At 63.4% G+C, this 21227-nt stretch carries 16 protein-coding genes and 1 rRNA gene; all 17 read right to left on the bottom strand.

What is annotated here, in order from left to right:
- Positions 1–125, bottom strand: a 16S ribosomal RNA gene (locus I8J29_RS28585); the annotation flags it as partial.
- Between the two features lie 418 nt (positions 126–543).
- Complete coding sequence (locus I8J29_RS28590) at positions 544–1101, bottom strand: DJ-1/PfpI family protein (protein WP_208850752.1); 558 nt, start codon at positions 1099–1101, stop codon at positions 544–546.
- 179 nt (positions 1102–1280) lie between these two features.
- Positions 1281–5786, bottom strand: a complete 4506-nt coding sequence (locus tag I8J29_RS28595) for an S-layer homology domain-containing protein (RefSeq protein ID WP_208850753.1) — start codon at positions 5784–5786, stop codon at positions 1281–1283.
- Between the two features lie 188 nt (positions 5787–5974).
- Positions 5975–6322, bottom strand: coding sequence for a hypothetical protein (locus I8J29_RS28600; protein WP_090648560.1), 348 nt, complete (start codon positions 6320–6322; stop codon positions 5975–5977).
- 305 nt (positions 6323–6627) lie between these two features.
- The gene (locus tag I8J29_RS28605) at positions 6628–8070 is read right to left on the bottom strand and encodes a nicotinate phosphoribosyltransferase (RefSeq protein WP_090648557.1); all 1443 of its coding nucleotides are present in this window, start codon (positions 8068–8070) and stop codon (positions 6628–6630) included.
- Positions 8071–8097: 27 nt separating this feature from the next.
- Positions 8098–8655 (bottom strand): cysteine hydrolase family protein, encoded by a 558-nt coding sequence (locus I8J29_RS28610; protein ID WP_208850754.1) that lies wholly within the window; start codon positions 8653–8655, stop codon positions 8098–8100.
- A 75-nt stretch (positions 8656–8730) separates the two neighbouring features.
- Positions 8731–9504 (bottom strand): NUDIX hydrolase, encoded by a 774-nt coding sequence (locus tag I8J29_RS28615; RefSeq protein ID WP_208850755.1) that lies wholly within the window; start codon positions 9502–9504, stop codon positions 8731–8733.
- A gap of 147 nt (positions 9505–9651) precedes the next feature.
- A complete protein-coding gene (locus I8J29_RS28620) occupies positions 9652–9849 on the bottom strand; it encodes a DUF3934 family protein (protein WP_208850756.1) in 198 nt (65 codons plus the stop codon).
- Positions 9850–9855: 6 nt separating this feature from the next.
- Entirely contained in the window at positions 9856–10299 is a 444-nt protein-coding gene (locus I8J29_RS28625) for a HEAT repeat domain-containing protein (protein ID WP_420831171.1), read from the bottom strand.
- A 370-nt stretch (positions 10300–10669) separates the two neighbouring features.
- Positions 10670–11026, bottom strand: coding sequence for a hypothetical protein (locus I8J29_RS28630; protein WP_208850758.1), 357 nt, complete (start codon positions 11024–11026; stop codon positions 10670–10672).
- A 172-nt stretch (positions 11027–11198) separates the two neighbouring features.
- A complete protein-coding gene (locus I8J29_RS28635) occupies positions 11199–12044 on the bottom strand; it encodes a carbohydrate ABC transporter permease (RefSeq protein WP_090648542.1) in 846 nt (281 codons plus the stop codon).
- Between the two features lie 13 nt (positions 12045–12057).
- Entirely contained in the window at positions 12058–12960 is a 903-nt protein-coding gene (locus tag I8J29_RS28640; protein WP_208850759.1) for a carbohydrate ABC transporter permease, read from the bottom strand.
- 109 nt (positions 12961–13069) lie between these two features.
- On the bottom strand, positions 13070–14512 hold the full coding sequence (locus I8J29_RS28645) for an ABC transporter substrate-binding protein (RefSeq protein WP_208850760.1): 1443 nt from the start codon (positions 14510–14512) through the stop codon (positions 13070–13072).
- Positions 14513–15437: 925 nt separating this feature from the next.
- Positions 15438–16751: an extracellular solute-binding protein gene (locus I8J29_RS28650; protein ID WP_208850761.1), complete on the bottom strand. Its 1314-nt coding sequence runs from the start codon at positions 16749–16751 to the stop codon at positions 15438–15440.
- Between the two features lie 31 nt (positions 16752–16782).
- Positions 16783–17769 carry a substrate-binding domain-containing protein gene (locus I8J29_RS28655; protein WP_208850762.1) on the bottom strand — a complete coding sequence of 329 codons (987 nt, stop codon included), beginning with the start codon at positions 17767–17769 and terminating at the stop codon, positions 16783–16785.
- A 19-nt stretch (positions 17770–17788) separates the two neighbouring features.
- Positions 17789–19567 (bottom strand): cache domain-containing sensor histidine kinase, encoded by a 1779-nt coding sequence (locus tag I8J29_RS28660; RefSeq protein ID WP_208850763.1) that lies wholly within the window; start codon positions 19565–19567, stop codon positions 17789–17791.
- 1 nt (position 19568) lies between these two features.
- Complete coding sequence (locus I8J29_RS28665) at positions 19569–21194, bottom strand: response regulator transcription factor (RefSeq protein WP_208850764.1); 1626 nt, start codon at positions 21192–21194, stop codon at positions 19569–19571.
- Positions 21195–21227 lie beyond the last annotated feature (33 nt).

Here is a 21227-nt window from a genome sequence, read left to right on the forward strand (position 1 = left end):
CAGGTTGCCTACGTGTTACTCACCCGTCCGCCGCTAACCTTCCCCGAAGGGAAGATCCGCTCGACTTGCATGTATTAGGCACGCCGCCAGCGTTCGTCCTGAGCCAGGATCAAACTCTCCATAAAAGCGGATTGGTTTGCGTGTACAACCGAAGGTTGGACATGCGATATTCCGCTGAGATGAATTCGCTTGTTAGCTCATTCAAAAAACTAGCTTGTTCAAACCTTTTGACAGGTCGCTCATTGTTCAGTTTTCAAGGAACAAAGTCGTTACATTCATCGTCCGGCTCATGACCGGAATTAGAATATATCATATCTCGAAACAGTTTGGCAAGCCTTAATTTCGGGCTTGTTTCGTTTTCGATCACCGCGCCGTTTCTCGTTCGTCCCGGCCGGAATTAGAATATACCATAGTTCGAATGATATCTGCAAGCACTTTTTCGAAAAATGTCGAACGCAAGCCGCGTTTCTCCAACTAAATTCGCGAAGTATAAGAAAACAGCTGCCGGAGGCAGCCGTTTAGCGTTCATTTCTATAGCCAAGCCTACGCTAGCAATTTCAGAAATTCGCGCATAAAACCGGGCAAATCCGGCCATGCGTGACCGGAAACAAGTTTGCCGTCGACGTGAAGCGTCTCTTTGGCGTAGCTTGCACCAAGCCGTTCGACATCCAGCCGGCACGCATTGTAGGCCGTCATCGTCCGGCTGCGGAAGTAACTCGTGTCGCTCAACGCCGCAAAAACCTGAACGCCGTGGCAGATGGCCCCGACCGGCTTATCCGCTTCTAGGAAGTGGCTCAGTATGCGTGGAAGATCCTCGTTGCCCCGAATGTATTCGGGTGCCCGGCCGCCGGGAATCACCAAGCCGTCGTACTGGGCGGGATCGACGTCCGCGAACGCGATATGGGCCGGCAGCAAATGGGCCGGTTTCTCCGTGTACGTTTCCCAGCCTTCGACGAAATCATGCACCACGGTGTGAAGCACCTTTTTGGCCGGCGCCGCCAGAACGGCCTCGTACCCTTCCTCCAGCACGCGAAAATAAGGATAGTAGACTTCAAGTACCTCCGCGGCGTCTCCGGTGACGATGAGAATGCGCTTGGACATGCGTTTTCGTTCCTCCTCTTAATGGCTTGCCTACTCAAAATCAGTATGAATGAGCTTCCATAATGTGTAAACGGGAGGTTTTGACGCCTGATGTCGAACTCGCCGAAGATTCGCTCAAAACAAAAGACGCCGGGTCAGGCCCGGCGCCTTCGGGATAACGAGTTGCACGATATGCTGGATCAGCTTAATTGAAACTGGTCGAAAAATTGCGCCTTGTCCGCCCCGTCGATCGCAAGCGATCCATTCGCCGCGGTCGGGGACAGCTTGAAATGCGCGGCGTCGAGCTTTATCGCTTGAACGGCAACGGTGGCGTTTTGCAGCTGCCGATTCAGATCGGACACAAAAGCATCTATGCTGGCATATGCCCTTTTCAGTTGAATCGTCGCCGTATGGGCGCCGTCGCCGACCGTGAACGTCCGGTTCTTGCTCGTATCCTCGTCCGTGCCGGAGAAATGATTCGACCCGAACAGCGCGTCATACCCGCCGCCGAGCGTCACGGATGCTTGCGAGCCGGTCGCGAAGGTCGTGACGAAGAACGTATCCCCGAAGCCCATCGCCGCCAGCGTACGCTGTCCCAGATCGATGTGATGGTCGTTGCAATATTGTTGAATGAAGCTGTCGACCGCCGAGCCCACCGCCTGTCCGGTCGTGAAACCGTTCAGCGGGATGTTCCAGGTCAGGTCCACCGGAATCGTGACGTTGCCGTCGCTGATCGTAAAATGGACCGGATGGTCGCCGAAATTCGTGTCCGCGATTTGAAAGCTCTCGCCTCTTGCTTGCGTCGCGTATGCCGTACTGAAGTCAAACGACGTCACGGCCTTGCTGCCAATAAACCACAGCTCGGCGATCCGGGCTTCCGCCGCGGTCAGCTTGGCTTCGTTCGTCACGAGGACTTGCCGCGCGGACGTTAACCCGTCATATGCCGCGCGCGCCGACGCAACGGCGGTTTTGTCTGCGAGCGTGATGGCGTCCGGCGCCTGCAATGCGTCGATGAGCGCGATCACGGCGGCCGCGGCCCGCAGGTCGGCTTCGTGCTCCGCCTTCAATTGCCCGATCCGGGCGACCGCGCCGGTCAATTGGCTGTAGTTCGATACCAGCGCTTGCTGCGCGCTCGTCAAGGCCGCGTAAGCGTCGTTAGCGGCGTTGACCGCCGCTTCGTCGAATCGCGTCAACTGGGCGATCGCCGGAAGCGCCGCGATCTGCGCAACGACGGCGTCAGCCGCCGCCTTATCGGCTTTAAGCTCGACGATTCGGTCGGCGGCGGCCGTCAGAGCGTCGCGATTCGTGACCAGCGCTTGCCGGGTCGCCGTCAGGGAGTTGAACGCGTCGGCGGCCGCATTCACAGCCGTCTCGTCGGACAGCTTCAACTGCGCGACGGCCGGGAGCGCCGCGATGAGCGCGGTGACGGCGTCGGCCGCTTGGAGATCCTCCAGCGCAGCAATTCGTGCCAGCGCGTCCGTCAGCTTGGCCTGATTCGTCACCAGCGCCTGCTGCGAGACCGATAGCGCTTGGAAGGCCGTATTGGCCGCGACCACGGCCGGCTTATCGGACAGCTTGAGCTGGGCCGTGTCCGGCAGCGCGACGATCAGCGCGACGACGTCGTTGGCTTCCGCGATCAGCGCGTCGATCTTCGCCAGCGCGTCCGTCAGCTTGGCGTGGTTCGTTACCAACGCCTGCTGGGAGGCCGACAGCGCGTCGTAGGCGGTTTTCGCCGCGGCTACGGATGCTTGGTCGTCGAGCGTGATCGCCGCGTTCGAAGGCAGCGCGTCAATCAGCGCGACGACGTCGTTGGCCGCCGCGAGCAGCGAGTCGATCTTCGCCAGCGCGTCCGCCAGCTTCGCGTGATTCGTTACCAGCGCCTGCTGGGAGGACGACAGCGCGTCGTACGCGGACTTCGCCGCGTCCACGGTCGCTTGGTCGGCCAGCGTGACCGCCGAGGCCGACGGCAGCGCGTCGATCAGCGCGACGACGTCGCTCGCCGCCGCGAACAGCGCGTCGATCTTCGCCAGCGCGTCTGTCAGCTTGGCGTGGTTCGTTACCAGCGCCTGCTGCGAGGCCGACAGCGCGTCGAACGCGGTTTTCGCCGCGGCTACGGATGCTTGGTCGTCGAGCGTGATCGCCGCGTTTGAAGGCAGCGCGTAAATCAGCGCGACGACATCGTCGGCCGCCGCGATCAGCGCGTCGATCTTCGCCAGCGCGTCCGCCAGTTTGGCGTGGTTCGTCACCAGCACTTGCTGGGACGACGACAGCGCGTCGTACGCGGACTTCGCCGCGTCCACAGCCGCCTGGTCTGCCAGCGTGACCGCCGAGGCCGACGACAGCGCGTCGATCAGCGCTACGACGTCGCTCGCCGCCGCGATCAGCGCGTCGATCTTCGCCAGCGCGTCCGTCAGCTTGGCGTGGTTCGTCACCAACGCCTGCTGGGAAGACGACAGCGCGTCGTAGGCGGACTTCGCCGCGGCTACGGATGCCTGGTCGTCGAGCGTGATCGCCGCGTTCGAAGGCAGCGCGTCAATCAGCGCTACGACGTCGTTGGCTGCCGCGATCAGCGCGTCGATCTTCGAAAGCGCGTCCGCCAGCTTCGCGTGATTCGTCACCAGCGCCTGCTGCGAAGCCGACAGCGCGTCGTACGCGGACTTCGCCGCGTCCACGGTCGCTTGGTCGGCCAGCGTGACCGCCGAGGCCGACGGCAGCGCGTCGATCAGCAACACGACGTCGCTCGCCGCCGCGATCAGCGTGTCGATCTTCGCGACGGCTTGCGCCAGCTTGTCCTTGTTCGCGACCCGCGCCTGCTGAGCGGCGGACAAGGCGGCGAACTTCGCGTTCGCGTCCGCCACCGCGCCGCGGTCGGCGAGCGTCGCCGCGGCCGGCTCCGGAAGCGCCGCGATCAACGCCGCGACCGCGTCGGCGTCCGCCTTGCGCGCGTCGATCCGCGCCAGCGCCGCGGCCAGCTCGTCCGCGTTCGCCACGAGCGCCTGCTGCGCCGCGGTCAACGCGTCGAAGGCGCTCTTGGCGGCCGTGACCGCCGGCTCGTCCTCGAGTTGAACCGCCGCGGCGTCAGGCAGCGCGTCGATCAACGCGACGACCGCGTCCGCCGCGGCCTTATCCGCCTTCAGCTCGGCGATCCGGGCGACCGCGTCGCTCAGCTTCGTCCGGTCGGCCGTCTTCACGAGCGCCTTCTGCGACGCCGACAGCGCGGCGAACGCCGTTTCGGCGGCCTTCACGCCGGCTTCGTCGCCGGCCAGCGTCAGATCCGCGGTCGCCGGAAGCGCCGCGATCAGCGCCGTCACCCGGTCGGCCGCCGCGCGGTCGATCTGCTCCTGGCTCGGACCGGACGGGGGCGGCGGCGGCGGATGGATGACCGCGCCGGTTTCGTCCAGCAGCTTGTTCGGCTGCTTCTCGAAGCTGCTCGACTGCTGCGCTTCCTTGCTCATCGTGGCGGTTTCGATCGTGCCGCCGCCCGTGACCTTGACCGCCGCGTTCAGCACCAGGTCCACGATCTTCGCGCCGCTGCCGAGCGCGATGGCGTTGCCCGTCGCCTCGTCCGTGACCGTGATCTGCTCCACGCTCCCGCTCGGAATGTCGATGCGGACCTGGATGCCGGAAACGTCGACGTCGTCGAACGAGCCGAGCAGCGTGACCGTCGTCCCCTTCGGCAGCAGGCGGCTAAGCTGGACGTCGGTGAAGCCTTCCCCCGTCAGATCCGATTCCTCGAGCGTCGCGCCGCTCTGCATGACGGCCGAAGCGACCGTCGTCGTGCCTTCCGCTACGATCCGGACGAGCCCCGCCGCCTTGTCCACCACGACCGTGAGCAGCACGGAATCCTCGAAGTGAATGCTGTGCGCGCCGCCGCCCTGCACGAGCGTCGTGCCCTTCACCGTGACCTGCCGCAGCGCGGCGTCGCCCTCGCCGATGCCCGGGGCGAACGTCAGGCTGCCTTCGATGACCGTGTTCCGCAGCGTGACGCCCGGCGCGGCGATCACGACGTCGCCCTTGATCGTCTGCGTGCCGGTCTCCGGACCGTACGTCCCTGCTTTGTCGAATGCGATCGGCGCGGCCTTGACCTTCAGTGCGTGGCTCAAAATGACGACGGCTTCCGCGCGGGTCGCGTGATTCGCCGGGCGGAACGCATGATCCTCGTAACCGCGCATGATGCCGGCGTCCTCGACCGCGCCGACGGCGCCCTTGCTCCACGGCGGAATCGATGCCGCGTCCGCGAAGGCTTGGGCGCTAGCCGCCGAAGGTGTCAAGCCGAGCAGCCGCTGGGCGATGACCGCGATCTCCTGGCGCGTGACCGGCGCGTTCGGATGGACCGTCCCGTCCCCGTAGCCCGCGATATAGCCGGCCGCAGCCGCCTTCTGAAAATCCGCGTAGCTCCAATCGCCCGCTTCCAAATCGCCGAACGCCGCACCGCCGGTCCGCGCGAAACCGAACGCCCGGTTGACGAGCGCGACGAATTCCGCCCGCGTGACGGCCTTGTCCGGCCGGAAATTGCCGTCCTCGTACCCGCCGATCAGGCCTTGCGCGATCCATTGCCGGATCTCCTGCTCCGCCCAGTGTCCGCCGATATCGGCGACCGGGCCCGCGCCGCCCGCCGCGCCGTTCGCCGTGCCGAGCAGCGAGAGCGAAAGCGATCCGGCCAGCGTGAGACTGACCATTTTTTTGCCGAATGATGCCTTTCTCATTACTTGCCTCCCCGTTCTTGTCTAAGGCTTGACTTCCGCCGCCCAAAGCGATGAAACGCCAAGTCCACACTCATTCGACGAACGGGGCGGCAAGTCCTCCAGCTTTATCGAAAAATGTCGAAATTTCCCGCGCATTCGGGGCAACCCCTGTGAACGGGCTGCGAAAGTCCCGATCTTCATGGCCTCCGCTACTTCCGTTCGACCTGCAAATAGGCCACGTCCTTGACCGTGTACGTGTCCTTGAGCCGCTCTTCCGAGAGGACGCCGAGCTTCACGAGCTGCGCGATTTTGGCGGTGTCCGGGCTCGACAGCAGACGCCACAGCTCCAAATCCGGGAGCGCCTCGAACAGCTTCGTCTCGTCGTACTCCTTCCTCCGGTGCGGCACGACCTTGACGGCATAGCTGCCGACTTCGAGCGTCGTCGTCCCGTTCTCCGCGCAGTGCGCCAAGATTTCCTCCCGCAGGCCGGCCAGCTCCTGCTCGAGCTCCTTTTGTTTCTTCTTCAGCCGATAGTAGCTTCGGACCTTGTCGTTCACCTGTGCTCACGCTCCTTTACGCTGATATATATGCCGCCCGAAGGCGCATTAGAGCGAAAAGCGGCGTTCGGCCGGGCGGCGAGCGGAGACCTGCGCGATAACGCGAAAACCCTTCAAGCGCGGCAGGCCGGTTGGCCGAGGCGGCATGGCGCCCGCGATGCAAGCCGTTGCAAAGTCCGGCGTACGCGCCGCCCTGGCGACAGCGGATCCGATCAACTCCGCATTGCGACGCAAAAAAGGCTTCCTCCCCGAAAGGAAGAAGCCTCGCATCCGAACTTGGCCGCCGATTCGCGACGCGGCGCGCCTTACGTCCGGTATTTCTCGATCAGCGCCATCTTCAGCTCCCACGCCGTCTCGCTCAGGTTGACGCGGTACTCCGCCGGGTTCATCTTGCGCAGCACCTGCGGCCAGAAGAGCTTCAGCTGCTCGCGGTGATAGCGGCGGATGTCGTCGAGCGACGGCAGCTCGTAGACGAGCTCGCCGTCCGCGAAAATTTCCGCCAGCAGCGGCACGGCGTCATAGCGTTGGATAACCTTCTGAATGTAATGATGCACGGGATCGAACAGCCGCAGCGGTTCCTCGGTAAGCATCGGACCTTCCTCGACCAGCGTCACGTAGTCGCCTTCGGCGATGCCCGTCTCGCGGTTGACGATCCGGTATACGTCCTTGCGCCCGGGGGTGGTGACCTTCTCGGGATTGCCGGAAATTTTGATGACCGGCACGAACTCGCCGTCCTTCTCCCGCGCCGCCAGCTTGTAGACGCCGCCGAGCGACGGCTGGCCCGCCGAGGTGATCAGCTGCGTGCCGACGCCCCAGACGTCGATTTTGGCCCCCTGCGCCTTCAGGCTGAAAATCAAATCCTCGTCCAAATCGTTCGAGGCGACGATGCCGACGTACGGGAGCCCCGCTTCGTCCAGCATCCGCCGGGCTTCCTGCGACAAGTACGCCAGGTCTCCGCTGTCGAGCCGAATGCCGTTCATCCGCTTGCCCTGCTTCTCCAGCAGCTTCCCGACGCGGATCGCGTTCGGCACGCCGCTGCGCAGCGTATCGTACGTATCGACGAGCAGCGTCACCTGGTCCGGCAGCACCTCCGCGTATTGGCGAAACGCCTCTTCCTCGCTGTCGTGGCCCTGCACCCAGGCGTGCGCGTGCGTGCCTTTGGTCGGGATGCCGAACAGCATGCCCGCCCGCAAATTCGACGTCGCGTGAAAGCCCGCGATGTACGCCGCCCGCGCGCCCCAGACGGCCGCATCGGCTTCCTGCGCGCGGCGCGTGCCGAATTCCAACAGGCCGTCTTCGCCGGCGACCTGCTTGATGCGCGAAGCTTTCGTCGCGATTAGCGTCTGGTAGTTCACGAAGTTGAGAATCGCCGTCTCGATCAGCTGGGCCTCGAAAATCCGCGCCGTCACGCGCAGCAGCGGCTCGTTCGGAAACACGATCGTCCCTTCCGGCACGGCGTCCAGCCGGCCCGTGAACCGAAAGGCGCGCAAAGCGTCCAGGAACGCCTCCGCGTACCCTTCCTCCTGCGTCCGCAGGAACGCGATCTCCTCGTCGCCGAATCGGATGTTCCGGATATAGCCGACGACCCGCTCGAGGCCCGCGAACACCGCGTACCCGTTGCCGAAGGGCAGCTTGCGGAAGAACACCTCGAACACGGCCTGCTCGTCGTGCGTCCCCTGCACCCAATGGGCGTACATCATGTTGATCTGGTATTTATCGGTATGCAGCGTCAAATGCTCGTTCGTCATCTGCGTTCGTTCCCCTCTATGTCGAATCTAGGTCGTGACCGGCTTCCCGCCTCGCAAGAGCTCCGCGCCCAGCGTGTGCCGGAAGTGGCCCAGCGCCCAGTCGTGTCCCTGCGGATTGAAGGTCGCGACCGCGTCGGCGTGGACGGCGATGCGATAGCCCCGGTTGTACGCGTCCACCGCCGTGTGCAGCACGCAAATATCGGTGCAGACGCCGATGAGATGGAGCTCCGCAATGCCCCGCATGCGAAGCTGCAGCTCCAGGTCGGTGCCCGCGAAGGCGCTGTAACGGGTCTTATCCATCCAGTAGACGCGATCCCGGTTCGCCTCGTACGCGTCCTTCAGCTTCCCGTATAGTTCACGGCCGCTCGTGCCCGCGATGTTGTGCGGCGGGAAAAGCTTATGCTCCGGATGCAGGACGTCCGCTTCGCGGTGAAGGTCGACCGCCATGACGACGAAATCGCCCGCCTCCGCGAATTGGCGCGTCAATGCCGCCATCCGGTCCTCGATGTCGATGCCCGGCTGGCCGCAGGGCAGCTTGCCGACGATAAAATCGACCGTATAGTCGATCACGATAAGTGCTTTCATGGCGAAGTCCGCCTTTCCTAATAAAGTGGGAAATCGAGTCGGAGCCGCCCGCCCCGCGGGAGCGGAACGGCAGGACTAGCCGTAAATCGACAGCTGCGGAACGTAATCCGTGAACCGGTACAGCTGCGCCGCCCGCTGGGAATGGCGGTTGGACTGCTTCAGCTCGCCCTTGCTGTCGCGGACCTCCTCGATGATCCCCTTGCGGCTCTGCGTCGACGTGATCTTGCGGATGAAGTTCTTCTCTTCGAAATCCGGCACGACCGCTTCGATCACCTGGTACAGCTCGCCGATCGTGAATTCCTCCGGCAGAAACGAACGCGCGATCGTCGTGGTCAGCATCTTGATCCGGATCTGCTCCAGCGCGTCCTCGAGAATGCGCCGGTGGTCGAACGCGAGGTCCGCCGCCAGCGCCTCCTGCACCGGGAAGAGCCGCACGTCCGCGGCGTCGTCCGCCGCCCGCCGTCCGGCGAGCGCATGCTCGTGCACGAGCGCGAAGAAGGCGTGCGAGATCATCCAGCCGCGGGGGTCGCGGCCCGGCTCGCTGTAGACGCCGAAATATTCGATGTGCACGTCGGCGACGCCCGTCTCCTCCCGCAGCTCCCGCAGGGCGCTCTCGAGCATCGTTTCGGTCTCCTTGGAGAAGCCGCCCGGCAGCGCCCAGTGTCCTTGAAACGGCCAGCCCTTGCGCTGGATCAGCAGCACCTCCAGCCGCCGCAGGGGCAGCGATTTCTTCGCGGTGTTGCGTTCGGTCGACGTGATCGTGAAGATGACGATGTCGGCCGGCGCCCCGTCCGGCGTGCGATAACGGCCGGCGGAATAGGCCGCCGCCTCGTCAAGGGTCTCGTGCATCGCGGAATCACCTGCTCCGTTTTTTATATTGTCATTTTGACATAATTAAAAATAAAGTCAATAGGCCACGCAAAAAAATCCCCGTTCGGCGCGAACGCCTCCTTCATCAGCGTTCGCGGAACGAGGAAAATTATACGTGCCCGTTCGTTATTTGGCAGTGCCCGGGCCGGAGCCCTTGGCGCTTCCGGCACCGGACGCGACGGAATTCCCCGCGTCCTCGGGCTTCTTCGTGCCCTTGCTCTTGTACGGCTTCGGCGCGCTCTTCACGCGCCGCTCGCCCGCCTGCCAGCGGTTCCAGCCTTTCTTGTCCGTGCCGCGGCCCGTGCCGCCCTTGCCCTTGGCCATGGCCGGCTACCTGCCGGACAAGGACGCCCACGTCCGCTCGAGCCATGCGTCGAACTCGTCGTCCTTGTCTCCTTCGTACGTATCGTACACGTCGGAGCGCATGTTCTTCAGCTTCTCCTTGAACGCCGCGTAATCGTGGCCCGCGGGCAGGCTCTTCTTGATCCGGAGCAAAATCTTGCCCGTGCCCTTAATCGGCTCGCCCTTCCGTCGTTCCGGCGCCGCCGCTTCCACGCCGAGCGCCGTCAGCGCGCGGTACGCGGCCTGCTGCACCCGGTAGACGGGGTCGTTCTTCGCCAGACGCTCGAGCACGTCCACCGCGGGCTGGCCGCCCAGCTCGCCGAGCGCTTCCGCCGCCTTCGCCCGCTCCCGCCAATTCGACATGCGGCCGGCGGCTTTCTTCAGCTCGTCCAGGCTTGGCGCCGCGTCCGTCATGGATTCCGTATGTTCCACGTTCATCAAACTCCCTTGGTCGACCGACGTTCTTCGTCAACCCGCGCGAACCGGCGCGGGCGCGAGGCATCCGTCGTCTTCGTATCATTCCTTACCACGCTACCGTTTATCGCCGCGAAAGTCAATTCCGCCGGCAGGCGCGCGGTCGGCCGCAGTCGCCGGTCGACTGCCGCGATGCGCCCCCAAAAGCAAAGAGCCCGCTCCGGTCTCCCGGTGACGGGAGCCGAAACGGGCGCTGATCGTTCGCGGCCGCGAACGGCTATCCGTCCGCCGGGACGCCATCCGCCGCGGGGCGCGGTGACCGCGCCGACCGCGGCAAGGCCGCGAACCGGCCGCCGGGCATGCCGTCGCAGCATCGGCGCAGGTTCCGCTAGCCGAGCGGGATCCGGTACGCCGAACGTTCCTCGACGATATGCTCCCCGCCCTGGCCGAAGACCCAGCGGAATTCGAAGACGTCGCCTTCGTAGCCCGTCCGGCTGCGGATGTCCGGCAGCACGGCCGCCTCGAAGTGGTCCAGCAGCTTCTGCTGCAGCTCGTTCAGGCGCAGCTCGTTGGCATCCCGCTGCCGCAGCGCCTCCTCCTGCGAGACCGCCGTCTGCAGGAAATACGCCAGCGCGACTTGATCGGCCGTCAGGTCCTCGGGCAGCGGCTGCCCGGAGCCCCGGAACACCTGCTTGACCGTCTCCACCCAATCGCCGTACAGGTCGATCGCGATCTGATGATTCATCGTGCGGCACGCCCCTTTCTTCATCTTCTTCGTTACCGTCCATTGTAGGGGGAAGCGCCGCCGGCCGCAAGTGCGGCTCGCTCGATCCCTTCAAGAACGATCCGCGAAACAGGCGGGACGGCAGTCTGCCGGGGAAGCGGCGGTTTTCGTTAATCGGCGCGGGATCGCGGGCTTACTTGACCGCGCCGGCCGTGATGCCGCTGGCGATTTTGCGTTGGAAGACGATGTAGACGAGCAGCACGGGCACGATCGTGAAGAACAGGGCGGCGAACAGCGGTCCCCATTCGGTGCGGTACTGCATCTCCGCCTGCATGACGCCGATCTCCACGGGCAGCGTGTACTGCTTCGGGTCGTTGACGAGAATCGTGCCGACGATGTATTCGTTCCAAATATTCAGCACGTTGACGATCGCCACCGTGATGAGCCCCGGCTGGGACAGCGGCAGCATGACGCGGAAGAACGTGCCGAAGTACGACGCGCCGTCCATGATCGATGCTTCCTCGAGCTCCTTCGGCAGCGATTTGAAGAAGCCGACGAGCACGAAGATGCCGAACGCCAGCACGCTGGACGTGTAGACGAGGATGAGGCCGATCTTCGTATTGATCAGGTGGAACGAATTCATCAGGAAGAACAGCGGGATGAGCGCCAGGATGAACGGCACCATCATCGACGCGATGTAGAGCAGGTAGAGCGCGCCGCTGCCGCGGAACTTGTAGCGCGCGAGCACGTACGCGGTCGTCGCCGCGAGCAGCAGGCCGAGCAGCGTCGAGCCGGCCGTGACGACGATTGAATTCAGGAAGTACGCGTCGAAATTGTATTTGTTCCACACGTACGAGAAGTTCGACCACAGAAGCGGCGCGTCGGGAAGCGCCCACGGCAGGTGGCGGAAGAACTGGTCGTTGTTCTTGAGCGCGTCGAGCAGCGTCCACAGCAGCGGATAAAGCACGGAGACGCTCCAGACGATCAGGACGGCGTAGGCGCCGTAGCGCAGGATCGGGTTGCGGATGCCGTTGTTCATGGTGAAGTCCCCCTTAGCTCAGCTCGACCGTCTCATGACGAAGCAGCCGCTGCAGCACCACTGTCGTTATAAGCGAGAGCACCAGAATCAGGACGCCGATCGCGGCGCCGAAGCCGAAATGGTATTGGCGGAACGCCATTTGGTACAAATACGAGCCCATGACCTGCGTGCTGTTGTCCGGCCCGCCCTCGGTCATGATCCAGACGATGACGAAGGAGCCGTTCAGCGTCGTCATCATGATGTTAATGACGGATACCTTCATCTGCTCCCAGATGAGCGGCACGGTGATGTCCTTGAACTGCTTCCACTGCGACGCGCCCTCGAGGTCGGCCGCTTCGTAGTAGGAGGCCGGGATGTTCTGGATCGCGGCGATGAGCAGGATCATGTAGAAGCCGATGCCCGCCCAGACGGCCGGCGGCAGCAGCATCCAGATCGTATGGTTCGTGAAGCCGAGCCACGTGATCGTCACCTTCTCGTCGGTGAACAGGGACAGGAACGCGTTCAAAAAGCCGATTTGCGGATTGTATATGAAATTCCACAGCACGCCGATGACGACGACGGAAATGACGTTCGGAATGAAGAAGATCGACCGGAAGAAGCCGGCCATCTTGAATTTGAACCGGGTCAGCGCGACCGCGAAGAACGTCGCGAGCACCATGATGCCGACGATTTTGCCGACGACGAGGAAGTAGTCGTTGCCGATCGCCCGCCAGACGATGGGATCCTTGAACATGTCCTTGAAATTGCCGAGCCCGATGAAATCCTTCGTCTGCGACATGCCGGACCAGTCGAACATCGAATAATAGAGGCCTTTGACGACGGGATAAATCGTGAAGACGCCGAAGAACACGAACGTCGGGATGATGAACGTAGCGATGAATAGGTTTCTCTGCCACTTGGCGCTGCCTGCTTCCATGACGCGACCGCCCTTCCTGTAAATTCGCGAAAGGATGACCGGGTGCGGTCCGGCCATCCTTCGCTTTTGTCATCTGTGAAACCGCCGATAGGGCTTAAGGGGCGTTTGCTTATTTCGCGACTTTTTTGACGACGTCGGTCACGCGCTTGATCCAACCGTCCGGATCGATCTTGCCGATCGTCAGGGCGTCGGTCGCGTCCTGCATCGCCTTGTCGACGTCCGCGTTGAACGTGATCGTCGGGATGACGACGGTGTTCGGGTCCGTCAGGTACTTGGCCGCGTCCTTGACGAAGTTCGGCGCGTTCGACGCGCTGATGTCGCCCTTGATGTTGGACGGCGCGCCGCTCAGCTCGGCCCATTGGGACGCCTGCGCCTTGGAGAAGACGAACTGCAGGAACGCTTTGGCCGCGTCCTTGTTCTTCGCGTTCTTCGCGACCGCGACGGTAGCCGTCGACGTGTTGGCGACGATCTTCTGGCCCGCGTCCTGCGTGATCGACGGGATGAAGCCGAAGTCGAAGCCTTGCGGAATGTCCTTGGACATCTCGTTCGGCAGCCACAGGCCGTTCGGGATGAACGCGTCCTTGTTTTGCAGGAACAGCATTTGCGAGTCGGTGTGGTTGATTTGAATCGACGCTTTATCGATGAAGCCTTTGTCGCGCAGCGTCACGATCTTGCCGAGCGCCGTCTTGACCGCGTCGCTCTCGAACGCTTCAAGCTTGTTCGCCGCCATGTCCTGCAGGACGGTGTAGTCGCCGTTATTCGCGGAGACGATCGCCGGGTACAGGAAGGCGCCGTTGATGTAGTACGGGTATTTGCCGGTATGGATGAAGGGCGTGACGCCGGCCGCTTTGATCTTGTCGCTCACGTCGAGGAACTGCTGGAAGTCCTGCGGCTCCTGCCAGCCCTTCTCCTTGAAGAGCGCCTTGTTCCAGAAAATGCCCCACGAGTTCAGGACGAGCGGGATGTTGTAGATCTTGCCGTCGTACTGCTGAGGCTGCTGCGCCAGCATATCGAGGATTTTATCGCCGTCGACGTTCTTCGCATCCTTGATCCAGTCGGTCAGGTCTTCGAGCTGGCCGTCTTCGACCATCTGGCGGTCGTTCAGCTCCGGGCCGTCGATGTAAACGAAATCCGGCGGGTTGCCGCCGATCCAGCGCGGTTTGTTTTGTTCGTTGATTTTCGGGCCGCCGAGCGCTTTCACGTGCAGATCGGGGTTCGCTTTTTGGAAATCGTCGATGACCTTGGTCCACCACTTGTCGCCGTAGCCGCCGACGAAGTACTGAATCTCGAAATCGCCGGTCAGCTTGGGCGTATCCGTCGCGCCGGCGTTCGCGCCGCCCGCGTCGGTGCCGCCCGCGTTCGCGGCATCGCCGTTTGTCGCGCCGGCGTTCGCGGATCCGCCGTTCGTCGTGCCGCCGTTCGTCGTCGTCCCGTTGTTCGTCGACGCGGCATCGTTCCCGCCGCCGTTGTTGTTCGAGCCGCAGCCCGCGAGCGACAGCGAGGCGAGCAAGACGGCCGCGCCCATCGCGGCGTATGTTTTCTTGTTCATCATGAAGCGTACCCTCCTACTAGGTGTGGTTGGAGCGCCGGGGCCGGTGCGTCCGATCCCTCGTGCAGCCTCGCTGCAGCGCTTGTATTCATCATAGTGGGCGGGGGCGTTTCGCTGAATCGAATATCTTCCATGAATTCTTTATTATTTTCTTCTTGTAAAAAATGCAGGCTTGGAGGACAGGGCGTGCTGGAGGGCTAAGGGGGCTGGTTGGGTGTGTAAGCGATTGGTTGAGGGGCGAAGCTGAGCCGGGAGTGCGGGGGCTAGCCGGAAGCGCACGCCAGAACCGCGGCGCGAGGCGCGAGGGGTACCCGAGTGTGAAGGGCTAGACGGAAGCACACGCCAGAACCGCGGCGCGAGGCGCGAGGGCTTGTCCCAAGATGCGAGAGGCTGGCGGAGGTGCGATTTTAAAGTGACGGGTGCTGAAGGAAGGTGCCGAATGGCTACCATATACCGTATCTGATTCCGTGCCTGCTCTCTTGACCGCTGAACTCCCGGTATGTACCGTACTACGTACCCTTCTTGCGTTCAAAATCGCCGATTTTTCGCTATGTACCGTACTACGTACCGCTCTTGTACCCAAAATCGCCAGATCTCCTTCATGTACCGTACCTGGTACCGCTCTTGCGCTTAAAATCACCGAATTCCCGCTATGTGCCGTACTACGTACCGCTCTTACGTCCAAAAACGCCGGAGCTCCGCCATGTACCGCACCCGGTACCGTTCTTGCGGACGTGCCTTCCGGTTCTTGCGGACGCACCTTCCGCCGATTTCGAGACGGCGGCACTGGCCGCCACCCGGGTTAGCCGGCTCCGTTCGGCCGGCCAGACCCGGCCGGCCGCCGCCGGCGCGCATGCCGAGCGGCGCGCAAAAAACCGGTCCGCAATATTCGCGGACCGGTTACGTGCGCCTCCGGCTAAGCCTGCGGCTACGGCTGCCGCCGCAGCGCGGCGGCCGCGGCGGCCTGCTGCTTGCTGCGCGTCTCGGCGAAATGCTGCAGCTCGTCCAGCGCCGCCTTCGGCGCGAGGCCGTCGTACAGGACGGCGTCGCCCAGCTTGCGCGCGTAGTCCATGACGGCCTGCCAGGCCGGCTCCTGCACGGGGTAAAATTTCGCCCGGGTGAGCGCGAGCAGGTTCGCTTTCATCGCGTCGTCCTCCGCGGCGAGCTTCGCGCCGACCTGGGAGTTGGCCGGCAGGAACCCTTCGCGCCGGATCATCTCGAGGTAGGACGGATCGTCGTAGAGGAAGTCCAGAAACTTGGACAGCGCCTCCTTGTCGGTATGGTCCGTCTTGAAGGAGACGAGCACGTCGTGCACGCCGAACGAGATCGGGGCGCTGCCGTCCTTGACCGGAATCGGCCCGGAGCCCCACCGCAGGTTCGGGTATTCCTTCGGCACGACGGACGAGAAATAATTGCCGCTGATCATCATCCCGAGCTTGCCGTCGCCGAGGATGCGCTGCTTCTCGTCCCGGGTCGTGACCGTCGGCTCGGGGTCGGTCAGCCCCGCGTCGTACAGCTGCTTCAGGAACGTCAGCCCCTCCACGTTCTCCGGGGAATCGATCGTCCATTTGCCGCTCTGGATCCATCCGCCGCCCGCGCCGAAGAAGAAGTACGACAAGTACGCCTGCGTCTCGTTGTCGGTCAGGTCGACGCCGAAGCCGTACGCCCCGCCCGCCCGCTTGATCCGCTCCGCGTCGGCCTTCAGCTCGGACCAGGTGCGCGGCGGCGCCTGGATGCCGGCCCGGTCGAAAATCCCCTGGTTGTAATACAGGCTCCGCAGCGTCGCGACGTACGGGATCGCGTACTGATGGCCATCGATCTGATCCATGCTCATCAGGTTCGGATACAGCTTGTTCCGCAGCTCGGGCGAGAGGATGTCGTTGAAGTCGTTCAGCAGCCCGTCCTTGGCGAAATGGGCGTACACGTTCGTGTTCAGCAGATCCGGCGGCTGGTTCTGGCTGATCATCGTCGTGTAGATGCCGTCCAGAATATCCCAATTCGCCACCTGCAGTTCGATGTCGATCAGCGGATTCTTCAGCTCGAACTCCTTCACCAGCTTCTCCAGGATCGGCTTCGTCTCCGTGCTGTACTCCGAGGCGACGAACCGGATCAATGACCGCTTCTCCGGAGGCGGCGCCGTCCGGCCGCCGTCCCCGCCGCCGCACGCCGCGAGCAGCGCGGACAGCGCGAGCAGCGCCGCGGCCGCGGCGATCGGCCGCCTCGTCCAACCCGGTTCTCTCATGTAATGGCCCCCTTGTGCGCGTGTGGCATGCTTATTGAATGACGGCCAGCGGGAACATGAGCCGCTGGATGACGGGATCGTTCATGTTCGCCTTGGTCACGACGGTCGAGCCGATCAAGGTCGTCTTGTCCGCCTTGCGGCCGTCGATGAGGCCCGCGGCCGTCTTGACGCCCAGGTAGCCGACGTTGAACGGCTTCTGGACGAGCAGCGCGTTCACGGTGCCCTCCTCGAGCAGCTGTATCTCGTAGATCGAGCTTTCGAAGCCGATCAGCTTGTAGACGTCCGTCTTCTTCGCTTCCTTGATCGCCTTGGCGACGCCGAGCGTGGCGCTCTCGTTCAGCGCGACGAAGACGTTCACCTTCGGGTTCGAGCGCAGCAGCGCGACGGTGAACTCGTACGCCAGCTGCTCCGAGTCGCCGCTGTAATACAAGCCGGCGACGCGGCCGCCGTGTTCCTGCGCCGACTGCCGGATGCCCTCGATCCGCTTGACCGATACGGACGACCGCGGCGCATCGCTGAAGACCGCGACCGCCGGGGCGCCGTTCGCCGCGCGGGCGGCCGCGTCCCCCGCGAGCCGGCCGGCCTGCAGGTGGTCGTTCGCGACGAAGACCGGCGGTTCGGCCAGCGTCAGCGGCGTATCCATCACGACGAGCCGGATGCCCGCCTTGCGGACGTCGTCCAGCAAGACCGGCATCCGCGGGTCGTCGTCGGGCGCCACCGCGATCGCGTCCGGCCTGCGCCCGATCGCGTCGCGCAGCGCCCGAATCTGCCCGTCCGCGTCCGATTCCTGCAGCGGACCTTGGACGTCCAGCTTGGCGCCGAGCTCCTTCGCCGCCGCCTGGGCGCCCGCGATCATCGTCTGCCAGTAGTCCGAACGGACGTTCAGCGACTTCAGCACGACGGTGACCGTCTTGCCGCCATGGTCTGGCGCCGGCAGCAGCTTGGCGAAGAAAGCCGCGTAGACGGCGAGCGTCAGCAGCGCGAGTATGAGCAGTAGCGTAAGGCGTGGCTTGCGCATGGGGCGTTCTTCCTTTGGCTTAGAGTGTGGGAATCGTAATCGTCACGCAGGTGCCGGCCTCGAGCTCGCTGCGGATCTGGACGCCGTACTCGCGGCCGAAATACAGCTTGATCCGTTCGTTGACGTTGCGGATGCCGATGCCTTTGCGGCTCTGGCCGTCGTCCGGCAGGAACAGCCGCTGCAGCTGCTCCGGCGTCATGCCCTGCCCGTTGTCCTCGACCTCGAACACGACGTTGTCGCCCTGCCGCGAGCCGCGAATCGCGATCCATCCTTTGTCCGCGCTGCCCCGGATGCCGTGATAAATGGCGTTCTCGACGAACGGCTGCAGCAGCAGCTTGAGCGTCTTGTGGCGCAGGATGTCGTCAGCGATGGCGATCTCGTAGTCGAGCTGGCTGTCGTAACGCATCTTCTGGATGAGCAGATAGTTCGCGATATGCTCCGCTTCCACGCGGATCGGGACGATCTCCTGGTCCTTCGTGATGCTCGCCCGGAACAGCTTCGCGAGCGCGGACGTCATCAGGACGACCTCCTCGTGCTGCTTCTGCTCCGCCATCCAGACGATGGAATCGAGCGTGTTGTACAGAAAATGCGGGTTGATCTGCGCCTGCAGCAGCTGCAGCTCGCTCTTGCGCTTGCTCTCCTGGTTCTGGATGATCTCGTCCATGAGCGTCTTGATGCGTCCGACCATCATGTTGAACGTCCGGCCGAGCTGCCCGATCTCGTTCATCTGCCGGATCTCGGTCTGAATGCCGAAGTTGCCGCGCTCGACGAGCTTCATGTCGGCCTGCAGATTGCGGATCGGCCGCGACAGCCGGTACGACAGCCAAAACGAGATGAGCAGCGAGACGCCGAGACCGAACAGCGCGTACAGCAGAATCGAATTGCGCAGCGCGCCTTTGCTCGCGATCAGATCATCCGTATAGGCGACCCCGACGATCTTCCAGCCGAAGTTCGTGTCCCGGATCGAATAGATCCGCTTGCCCTCGGCGTCGTCGGCGATGAAGGACGTGCCGCTCGGCGACCCGGTGACGCGGGAGATCAGCTCCGTCCGCAGGTTGCCGTTGATAAGCTGCTGCTGCGGATGATAGACGAGGTTGCCCTTCTGGTCCACGATGAAGACGTAGCCGCGCTTGCCGAGGTTGATGTCGCTCGCCAGGTCGTTGATGACGCTGAGGTTCAGGTCGACGAGAAACACGCCCTCCGCCGTGATGCCGTCCGTGCTCTTCAGCTCGCGGCTGAGCGAGACGACCCAGCGGTATTCGTTTTGGATGATATTCTGGATATGCGGCGCCGAGATGACCGACTTGCCGCCGGCCGCCTTCGCGTCCTTGTACCACGCCTGCTCCGCGATGCCGGCGTTCGGGTTCAGGTCCGTGATCCGGCGGTCGGAGACGAACCGGCCGTTGTAGCCGAACACCATGATGTTCGCGATGTCCTTGCGCGTGTAGAGGATCGCTTGAAACAAATCGGATATCCGCTTCTCGTACGGCCGCCGCTCCTCCGCGCTGATGAAGCTGTTGTCCGAGATGTAATATTTGACGTCCTTGCTCGTCATCGCGAGCAGGGAGATGTTCTCCATGTTGTCGACGTAGGACTGGATGTTCGTGTTCACCTGCTTGATGATTTCCTCGATGTAGCCCTGCGAGTTCTTCTCGACCGCGTGCACGGACAGCCGGTAGCTGATCAGGCTGATCGCGACGATCGCCGCGAGAATTACGCACGAGAACGCGAACGAGATGCTAGACTGGATGCTCTTGAGCGGAAAAATCGGCAGGCGCAGCGCGCGTTCCTTCGCCATCTTAAGCACCGCTCTCCTTCGCGAGCCGTTCCCGGTACTCCTTCGGCGTCATGCCGGCCCGTTTCTTGAACAGGAGGCTGAAATAATTCGGGTCGCCGTAGCCGACCTGCGCCGCGATCTCGTAAAACTTCAGGCCCGTCGCCTGCAGCAGCTCCTTCGCCTTGGCGATGCGGACGCCGGTCAAATACTCGACGAACGTCTCGCCCGTATGCTGCTTGAACACGAGGCTGAAGTAGCTGGTGCTCATGTGCACGTGGCGGCATAGGTCCTGCAGCGACATTTTGTCGTCGGCATAATGCGTCTCGATGTATTCGACCGCCCGATGCATCTGCGCGTTCGCGAAATGATTCCGGTTCTCCGCGATCTCCGTCATGACGGCGCCGACGACCTGCTTGAGCCACGCCTCGATCTCGTCGAGCGTCTTGAACTTGTATACTTCCATCAGCATCATCTGGCTGTCGATCGACGCTTCGCGGTCGTGCGCCACGACCTCCTGGATCGCGTTCATGAGCGCCAGCACGACCTTCTGCATCTGCAGGAAGCACGTCTCGATCGGCACGCGCGAGCGCTTCAGCTCCGCGATGCCGTCCTCGATCAGCGTCTGCGCCTCGTGGACGGAGCCGGTCTTGACGGTCGAGACGAGCTTCCGGTCCCACGCGGCGTTCGCGAGCGGCTCGCCCTCCGGCCGGCCCTCCAGGTCGAGGATGCCGAGCACGCGGTTCTTGCCGTGCAGGAACCGGTAGTCGAGCGCGGACAGCGCGCCCTTGTAGGAGGCCGGCAGCAGCTCGGCGGACGGCACGACGCGCCCGACGCCGAACGTCGCCGTGAAGCTGAGGAACTTCTCGATGTGGTAGCGGACCTCCTCGGCGTACCGGAAAGCGGTTTCGTAAAGGTCGCTGCCGTCCCCTTCGCCGGCGAGAATCGCGACCATCCGCTCCTCGCGCGTGCGGAAGGCGATCGCGCCCTGCCGCTCGGCGACTTCCTCGAAAATATCGAACGCGGCGAACCGCAAAAATTCCGCGTCGTGCTCGTACGACGGCAGCTCGCGGTCGCCGAAATCGTCGATGTCCGCCACGACGGCGACGGATCCGGCGGCGAGCGGCGCCAGGCCGAAGTACGCGAAACGGTCCGCGATCTCCGCCTTGCCGAGGCCGACGGCGACGAGCCGCTCCAGAAAGCGCTCTCGTAAAATCGGCAGGCTTTGCTTCAGCTGGCTCTGCAGCCGGCTCAGGTCCTCCCGGCGTTCCCGCTCTTCGTCCATCTCGGCGCGGACCTTGTCCAGCAGCCCCCGGATCTCGCGGGCGGTAATCGGCTTCAGCACGAAATCCGATACCTTCAGGCGCAGCGCCTGCCGGGCGTACTCGAATTCGTCGTAGCCGGTCAGAATGATCACTTTGATATACGGATAATTGGCGGCGATCAGGCCCGCCAGCTCCAGGCCGTCCATGAACGGCATGCTGATGTCGGAGATGACGAGGTCGGGCTTGCGCTGCTCGATCGCCTCCCAAGCGTCGCGCCCGTTGGCGTAGTCGCCGATCAGCGCGAAGCCGTGCTCCCGCCAGTCGATCGTGTTCTTCAGGCCGATGCGGACGACGGCTTCGTCGTCGACGATGATTGCGTTGTACATCTGCTCCCCCACCTCCCGCTTTTCCTAGATTAG

Origin of the sequence: Paenibacillus artemisiicola (genome assembly GCF_017652985.1) — a bacterium.
GTDB lineage: Bacteria > Bacillota > Bacilli > Paenibacillales > Paenibacillaceae > Paenibacillus_Z > Paenibacillus_Z artemisiicola.

Excerpts from the sequence above, each read along its gene's own strand:
- I8J29_RS28610 (WP_208850754.1), bottom strand. The coding sequence starts at position 8,655 with ATGAAAGCACTTATCGTGATCGACTATACGGTCGATTTTATCGTCGGC.
- I8J29_RS28595 (WP_208850753.1), bottom strand. The coding sequence starts at position 5,786 with ATGAGAAAGGCATCATTCGGCAAAAAAATGGTCAGTCTCACGCTGGCC.
- I8J29_RS28665 (WP_208850764.1), bottom strand. The coding sequence starts at position 21,194 with ATGTACAACGCAATCATCGTCGACGACGAAGCCGTCGTCCGCATCGGC.
- I8J29_RS28660 (WP_208850763.1), bottom strand. The coding sequence starts at position 19,567 with ATGGCGAAGGAACGCGCGCTGCGCCTGCCGATTTTTCCGCTCAAGAGC.
- I8J29_RS28615 (WP_208850755.1), bottom strand. The coding sequence starts at position 9,504 with ATGCACGAGACCCTTGACGAGGCGGCGGCCTATTCCGCCGGCCGTTAT.
- I8J29_RS28605 (WP_090648557.1), bottom strand. The coding sequence starts at position 8,070 with ATGACGAACGAGCATTTGACGCTGCATACCGATAAATACCAGATCAAC.
- I8J29_RS28635 (WP_090648542.1), bottom strand. The coding sequence starts at position 12,044 with ATGAACAACGGCATCCGCAACCCGATCCTGCGCTACGGCGCCTACGCC.
- I8J29_RS28650 (WP_208850761.1), bottom strand. The coding sequence starts at position 16,751 with ATGAGAGAACCGGGTTGGACGAGGCGGCCGATCGCCGCGGCCGCGGCG.
- I8J29_RS28645 (WP_208850760.1), bottom strand. The coding sequence starts at position 14,512 with ATGATGAACAAGAAAACATACGCCGCGATGGGCGCGGCCGTCTTGCTC.
- I8J29_RS28630 (WP_208850758.1), bottom strand. The coding sequence starts at position 11,026 with ATGAATCATCAGATCGCGATCGACCTGTACGGCGATTGGGTGGAGACG.
- I8J29_RS28640 (WP_208850759.1), bottom strand. The coding sequence starts at position 12,960 with ATGGAAGCAGGCAGCGCCAAGTGGCAGAGAAACCTATTCATCGCTACG.
- I8J29_RS28620 (WP_208850756.1), bottom strand. The coding sequence starts at position 9,849 with ATGGCCAAGGGCAAGGGCGGCACGGGCCGCGGCACGGACAAGAAAGGC.
- I8J29_RS28655 (WP_208850762.1), bottom strand. The coding sequence starts at position 17,769 with ATGCGCAAGCCACGCCTTACGCTACTGCTCATACTCGCGCTGCTGACG.
- I8J29_RS28590 (WP_208850752.1), bottom strand. The coding sequence starts at position 1,101 with ATGTCCAAGCGCATTCTCATCGTCACCGGAGACGCCGCGGAGGTACTT.